Annotated in this window: 6 protein-coding genes and 1 pseudogene; 2 read left to right on the forward strand and 5 right to left on the reverse strand. The window is 38.0% G+C overall.

The features are described from left to right. From GXZ17_RS04430 to GXZ17_RS04450, 5 genes and pseudogenes are all read right to left on the reverse strand, one after another. Nucleotides 1–317 (reverse strand): annotated as a pseudogene (locus tag GXZ17_RS04430) (hypothetical protein); the annotation flags it as partial. A 245-nt stretch (nucleotides 318–562) separates the two neighbouring features. Then, nucleotides 563–955 carry a DUF3795 domain-containing protein gene (locus GXZ17_RS04435; protein ID WP_409376079.1) on the reverse strand — a complete coding sequence of 131 codons (393 nt, stop codon included), beginning with the start codon at nucleotides 953–955 and terminating at the stop codon, nucleotides 563–565. Between the two features lie 247 nt (nucleotides 956–1,202). Next, entirely contained in the window at nucleotides 1,203–1,703 is a 501-nt protein-coding gene (locus GXZ17_RS04440) for an isochorismatase family protein (protein WP_409376080.1), read from the reverse strand. A gap of 271 nt (nucleotides 1,704–1,974) precedes the next feature. Then, entirely contained in the window at nucleotides 1,975–2,181 is a 207-nt protein-coding gene (locus GXZ17_RS04445; protein WP_409376081.1) for a hypothetical protein, read from the reverse strand. Further along, a complete protein-coding gene (locus GXZ17_RS04450) occupies nucleotides 2,178–2,795 on the reverse strand; it encodes a GyrI-like domain-containing protein (protein WP_409376082.1) in 618 nt (205 codons plus the stop codon). Before GXZ17_RS04450 ends, GXZ17_RS04445 begins: the two co-directional genes overlap by 4 nt. Nucleotides 2,796–3,600: 805 nt before the next feature. Between GXZ17_RS04450 and GXZ17_RS04455 the strand changes: the two genes are divergently transcribed. Together GXZ17_RS04455 and GXZ17_RS04460 are read left to right on the forward strand one after the other, a co-directional pair. Beyond that, nucleotides 3,601–5,976, forward strand: coding sequence for a beta-mannosidase (locus GXZ17_RS04455; protein ID WP_409376083.1), 2,376 nt, complete (start codon nucleotides 3,601–3,603; stop codon nucleotides 5,974–5,976). A gap of 14 nt (nucleotides 5,977–5,990) precedes the next feature. Beyond that, a complete protein-coding gene (locus tag GXZ17_RS04460) occupies nucleotides 5,991–6,479 on the forward strand; it encodes a flavodoxin family protein (RefSeq protein WP_409376084.1) in 489 nt (162 codons plus the stop codon). The last annotated feature ends 38 nt before the right edge of the window (nucleotides 6,480–6,517 follow it).

Genomic DNA, 6,517 nt, shown 5'->3' on the forward strand with positions numbered 1-6,517 from the left:
AACTTTCGTGTGAGCTCATATTTGCTTTCGATGGGCTGGTAGGCATCTGTAACTGAACTAAACAGTAATCGTTTATCTTTATATTTCATCGGTTTAATTATATTCACAGCATTAATTTTTACATCAACAAACGTTCCCCATGGCTCGTGGTGATTCGTAAATCTCTTCATAAATTCAGAATAACAGTAAATACATCCATGTTGGCAACCTATATAGGGGTTTACTACATAGCTAGCAGCAGGAAGATTGCTTTTTGTAATTATACTTTTTACAACTATTTCTTCTGTTTTAAACACATGGGTTTTTTCAGAAGTCATGATTTCACCTTTTTAGTCTGAGACAATTTCGTACAACGTTTTCAACATAAAAGAATTCTTGCAAAGTAAAAATTTAAGCAAGCCTATTGGTTCAGTTAGCCGCATATACTATTAAGTAAAGTACTAGTAATTATTTGTTGTGTTTTTCCTTAAAATAATCCAACAATTAAGTGCAAATCGAGCATAAACACCAGCAGGACCGCCTCCCATTTCAATTGTAACACATCTACTGGACCGGGGTGGACTCACTTATTCTCAGAGCTTTCTCCACTTAGAATTATATCAAGAATCCCATCTTCTGTCTGTGGTATATCGTAATCCCCAATTAATTCGCCTGGATAATGGTACACAATTCCTTTTTTCTCATTTCTCTCAAGACAATTTAGTAATGCTTCTATGCCGTTCTCTTTGATAAACTTCACAAATGTTCTTATACGGAGGTTATCCAGCATAGTCCCGCTACAGGGGAATTCACTGCATTCCCAACAACCATCAATCTCTTTGTCTTTACAGCATTGAAAGTTTTTGCACCAGCCTTTATCTTCACACCCTTCATTACGACATCCTGTACAATTTCCATTCTTGCTACAAATAGCACAAACAAGGCCACAGTATGCTATTCCTTTTTCTCTTTTCATATATTTTCTACACCTCTTCTACTGAAAGAGTTTCTAAACTGTAAAGGTTGTTCTAAAATCCTGTTAACGAAACAGACTCTTTATTTTTTTCATTTACCTCAGTCAAGATTGAAACTTCTTTTCTGGTATGATTTTTTCCTAAAAATCTTCTTTCCTGACCTGTCTATGCTTAAATCCTGTCTGAGAATCTTCTGGTTTCTTCTTTGATTTCAAGCCCTTGTTTAGCAAGGTGTCTTTTCTTCAAAAGTTATTTCTTCTCTGATAATAGTCTCTTCAATATTTCGCAACTTATTACATTACTTATCTTTTCAATGAACTCTTTGTTTTCTTCTTTGCCACTGGCTATCCCATCCTTCAAAATTACAGGAAGGAGATCCAGATCTTCTGCTCCGCGATATGTCGAAAGCACACAATGCTCTGCACAATACCCGGTCAAAACAACCAGGTCTGTTTTACTCTCTTTTAGAATCTTATGACAATCTGTCTTGTTAAAGCTATTTTCATATTCTTTGTAGATTACGGGTTCTCCACGCTCGGGTTTTAGTTTATCAATAAGTTCAAAGTCTTTTGCCCCGGGTTTGAGACCCTCTTTCTCATTCTTGTGCTGAACCCAAATTACAGGACTATTGCTCTGCCTGAAAAACGGAAGTACTGCGTTTATATATTCACTGGCAGAATCCATAAATTCTTTAGTACAACCCTTATAAAATGCCTTCTGAAGATCAATAACCATTAACGCACAATTCATTCTTTCTCTCCTTTCCAGATGAAAATTCCTGATAACCAAAAACCTGAGCGCCTCAGAAAATCCGGCTTTATGAATACACGAATAGCATCACATTTAACTTGCTCACAAGTGACAATTTTACTCTTTGCCCGGTTTTAATGGTACAGGCAATGTTTATTACCCACTCTTTCAGTTCAATTATTCTTCAACTCCCCGTAAAAGTTAATTCAGAAGATTTTTATCCTCATAAAATCCTTATGCTAATGTGAACATATCTCATTATTTCAGGGCTTTATATCTTAGTAGCTCCCGAATATACCTGGAGATCAGTTCTATCTTCCAAAAGACGGGGATAACAATTATCATAAACTTTTTTCTGCAAGTTAGCAATGGAATTTTGTAATTTTACTGGATGCGAAGCAAGATTTCTTATTTCAGGAAGAACATCATGCAAAGAATGTATTCCTCTTTCAATTATACCTCTAACATCATCTATCATAGTCCTGCACTCATAACGGGCTGCCTTATTACCGTTTTCAGTTTCTCTGGTGCTGACCTGCGAGGGTCGCTTAAATATATCTCGTGGTGTTTTCCTCTTAATTCATAGCCATTTTCTTCAATAAAGTTATGGAGTTTCTCAATGGTTGGACCCTCAGCAGAATATGGACCAATATACATTAATTGGGTAGATAATCCCTCGTACAGGCTTTTGAACTTTATTTTCGAAAGAGAGGGTAAATTTTTCTTGATTTGTACCTGCTCTACGGCTCTATTAAAAAGTTCTTCTGTTACATATTCCGGTTGCATAATCATTGCCGTCCACTGCCACATGTCTTTATTTTCCATAGTAAATTGGCTCATTGGCTCTGTCCACCAGAGACCTTCAAGCGGCATAACGACATAATCTACCACCTTTTCTTTTTTGACCATAAACTTTAGAGTGTAGGATACAGCATACAAAGATTCTATCGCATCTTTGTAGTCCTGTGATGTGTTTGGGTCCCCTGTTCCATCAATCATTAAAAAATTCATCTCGGGAACATCAACGAGTGCAATCTCTTTTGGCGGGTTATACAGGTGTTTAAGTTCTTTCTTTAAATCAATCTTTTCCATAATATACCTCTTCTGTTAAATTTTTAAATATTTTATAGTATATATTGCTCACACCGTTATTGTCCTCTCTTTCCAGTATCTTCTTAAATTCTGGAATAAGTTCTTTTTGCGCTTTTGTGCTACCTTTAGCTGTTTCAGTCAGGGCAAAAGCGGCACTCCATCTTATAACCGTACTTTTATCATTTGTATTCTCTAAAAGTCCTAGGACAGCTTCTTGAACCTTGTCTGGAAATCTTTGGGCGACATTACCTATTATTCTTGCAAGCTTCCCATTTCACTCGAGGGGCACTATCCTTGAGATGTTTAATAACAAAGTCAAGGCAATTTAGAGTTACTGCCAAATTTTGTGTATGATCCGAGAGAAGCGTCCTCCTCTTCTCGAATTCCATCAACAAATTTTACTCCTTGCATCACCTCCCTGGACGGGGAACTCCATCTAACCTTCTCCATCCATCTTGAGCACTGAGGAAGAGACGGAAAACCATACTGAGTACTGCTATTCGGGAACCGCAATTACGGTATTTCTGGTTCTTAATCTGACATTTACTTAGGTAAAACTATAAATAACAAACAGGAGGAAATAATACACCTTAAAAGTCTCTTTTCTGTCTTGACAATGGGGTCCACCTTAACTTCACACTTATTGACGTAGAACTGTCATAATTTCTCCCCTGAGTAATATCGAATGATATGGTACAATAAATCAGGGATTTTAAGACAATATTTTTAACTACTGAAACCAATTCCTGAAATAATTTACAACTTATAATTTATTTATAACACAGACACAGGGGAGGAGAGTTTCTTGAAAATCTCTTTAAACGGAAAATGGAGAGTTTACGATGTGGAAAAGGAATTCGATTTTGAAGGTAATGTTCCAGGTACAGTGCAAGGAGACCTCGTAAATTTGAATTTAATGCCTCATCCTTATGTGGGAACAAATGAGAAGCTGTTTAGACGATTAGAGGAAAAATCCTGGATTTATGAGAGAACTTTCTATATAGACAAATTAGACCCGAAGTCCCACTACGATCTGGTGTTAGAAGGTGTAGATACTCTTTCTCAGGTATATGTGAACGGAGAATTTGCAGGGAAGACCGAAAATATGTTCATCGAATATAGATTTTCCATAAAAGAATATTTAAGGGAGGGAGAAAATTTTCTAAAGATTAAAACAGAATCTCCTATAGAAATACCAAAAACTTTAGAAAAAAATTATGGGAAACTGCATGCCACCGAAGAAACAGCTCGAGTGTATATAAGGAAAGCTCAATATTCCTACGGATGGGACTGGGGAGCAAGAATTGCCACGAGCGGTATATACAGGAACGTTTACCTGGAGTGTTATCCTGACGCCCGGATTTATGGCTCCACAGCATATCTTGAAGATTTAGACGGAACTGTGGTTTTTTCTGGCTATGTTGATTCTATAGAGGATGAGCTTGACACTTACCAGGTAGAGATTATCTTAGATGGCCAGAAAATAGATAGCTTTCCAGTAACGCGTGATATTGAAAAATTTAAATTTGAGGGGAAAAAACAGATAAAAGATATAAAGTTGTGGTATCCCAATGGTTTAGGAGAAAGCTATCTTTATTCCGCGGAATTCAAATTGCTCAAAAACGGAGAAGAAATATATGCCGAGGAAAAGAGAGTGGGGTTTAGAACGGCAAAGGTAATAAGAGAAAATGACGGTGAAGGTGAGAGTTTCATTTTTGAGATAAACGGCAAAAAACTATTCGCTAAAGGTGCTAACTGGATACCAGGAGAAAACATCTTGAGCTGGTTAACCAGGGAAGACTACAAAAATTTACTTCAGATGGCTAAAGATGCTCATATGAATACGCTGCGAATCTGGGGTGGTGGCTTATACGAAGACCCTGCTTTCTATGATTATTGTGATGAGCTGGGTATTTTAGTCTGGCAAGATTTCATGTTCTCCTGTGCCGAATACCCCGACCATATAGATTGGTTCAGAAAGATAGCCAACGAAGAAGCAAGACACAATGTCATAAAACTCAGAAGCCACCCCAGCATTGTCCTGTGGTGTGGAAATAACGAAAACAATTGGGGATTTGAAGAATGGGATTATAAAATAAAAGTAGATGGAAAAAACTTAGGTAACAGACTGTATTTAGAAGACTTCCCTCTTATTTGTTCCCAGGAAGATCCCTCAAGACTATACTGGCCTTCCAGCCCTTACGGAGGGGAAAGAGCCAATTCAGACCGGGCCGGAGATAGACATATATGGGAAGTCTGGTCAGGCTGGCAGGATTATAAGCACTACTGCCGGGATACCTCTAAATTTGCGAGCGAATTCGGCTTCCAGGCTGCACCGGATCCTAAAACCATAGACTTTTTTGCTTCAGAGAAAGACAAAAACATGTTCTCACCGGTTATGCTGAACCACAATAAACAAGTAGAAGGACCCGAGAGATTGCTAAAATTCATAAATAACCACTACGGCCTGGTGCACAACTTCAATTCTATTGTCTATCTCACCCAATTAAATCAGGCAGAAGCTATTAAAACAGGGGTAGAACACTGGAGAAACAGAAAATACAGAACAGCCGGGACACTTTACTGGCAATTAAATGACTCCTGGCCAGTTTTCAGCTGGTCGTCCATAGACTATTTTAAAAGACCCAAAGCTCTATATTTTTACACCAAAAGATTTTACAATAGCTTGCTTCCCATCGCTAAAAACAAAGAGGAACAAATATCTATTTCCATAATAAATGACGGAAGTTACAAAGAAGTAGATTTAGAGGTTGAATTGTGGGAACTTGATGGCAATTTGTATAAAAGGGAAACCTATCGCAATCTTAAGGTTCCCGAAGATTCAGTGATTTCAGTCGGTCAATTAGAAGTTGATCCTGCCATATTAGAACATACAGTAGCCTACCTCAGCTTAAGACAAAACGGGGAAACAATTATTGAGAACCACGAAATATTTGCCGACCTAAGGCTTCACCGCCCCCCGGATCCTAAAATAAGCTATGAGAGAGCGGGCAAAAACCTGATATTAAAATGTGAAAAACCAGCTTTAGGAGTAAATATAAGAATTGACGATGAAAACTATCCCGGAGAAAACTTCTTCGTTCTGTTCCCGGGTAGAGAAAAAGTTATGAAAGAAGTTGAAGGGGAAATTTCCCTGAAAAGCATGTTTGACTATTTATAGAAGGAGGAAGGCATATGTCTCAAGCTTTAGTGCTTTATTATACTCGTACTGGAACCACAGAAAAAATGGCTCAAGCTATTGCTGATACCCTCAGCGAAGAGGGAGTCTCTACCGACCTGGTTGATGTTTCTCAATTCCAGATAGATGACTTAACCAAATATGATTTGATAGTCATCGGCTCTCCCACCTATTATGGAACAATGGCGGCAGAAATCAAAGAAATCTTAGATGAGAGTATTAAACTTCACGGTGACTTAAACGGCAAAATAGGAGGAGCTTTTTCTTCTTCCGCCAACCGAGCAGGAGGTAATGAAACCACCATCTGGTCAATTTTATCTGCTCTTTTAATTCACGGGATGGTGATAAAAGGGGTAGTTGAGGGAAGCCACTATGGACCGGTAGCTGTGGGCACTTTTGACGATAAAGCAAAAAAAGATTGCCAGAATTATGCTCGAGAGCTATCCCAGCTTCTCAAATCACTAAAATCAGCCCCTGCTGTTTAGTTTTAAAATAATAAAGAGAACATTAGCACTGATTGATA

The organism is Candidatus Sordicultor fermentans (genome assembly GCF_012728195.1).
In the GTDB taxonomy this organism is placed as follows: domain Bacteria; phylum Atribacterota; class Atribacteria; order Atribacterales; family Caldatribacteriaceae; genus Sordicultor; species Sordicultor fermentans.

Bases quoted from the DNA above. Each gene is read 5' to 3' on its own strand.
- GXZ17_RS04435 (WP_409376079.1), bottom strand. From the start codon at position 955: ATGAAAAGAGAAAAAGGAATAGCATACTGTGGCCTTGTTTGTGCTATT.
- GXZ17_RS04440 (WP_409376080.1), bottom strand. From the start codon at position 1,703: ATGAATTGTGCGTTAATGGTTATTGATCTTCAGAAGGCATTTTATAAG.
- GXZ17_RS04460 (WP_409376084.1), top strand. From the start codon at position 5,991: ATGTCTCAAGCTTTAGTGCTTTATTATACTCGTACTGGAACCACAGAA.
- GXZ17_RS04450 (WP_409376082.1), bottom strand. From the start codon at position 2,795: ATGGAAAAGATTGATTTAAAGAAAGAACTTAAACACCTGTATAACCCG.
- GXZ17_RS04445 (WP_409376081.1), bottom strand. From the start codon at position 2,181: ATGATAGATGATGTTAGAGGTATAATTGAAAGAGGAATACATTCTTTG.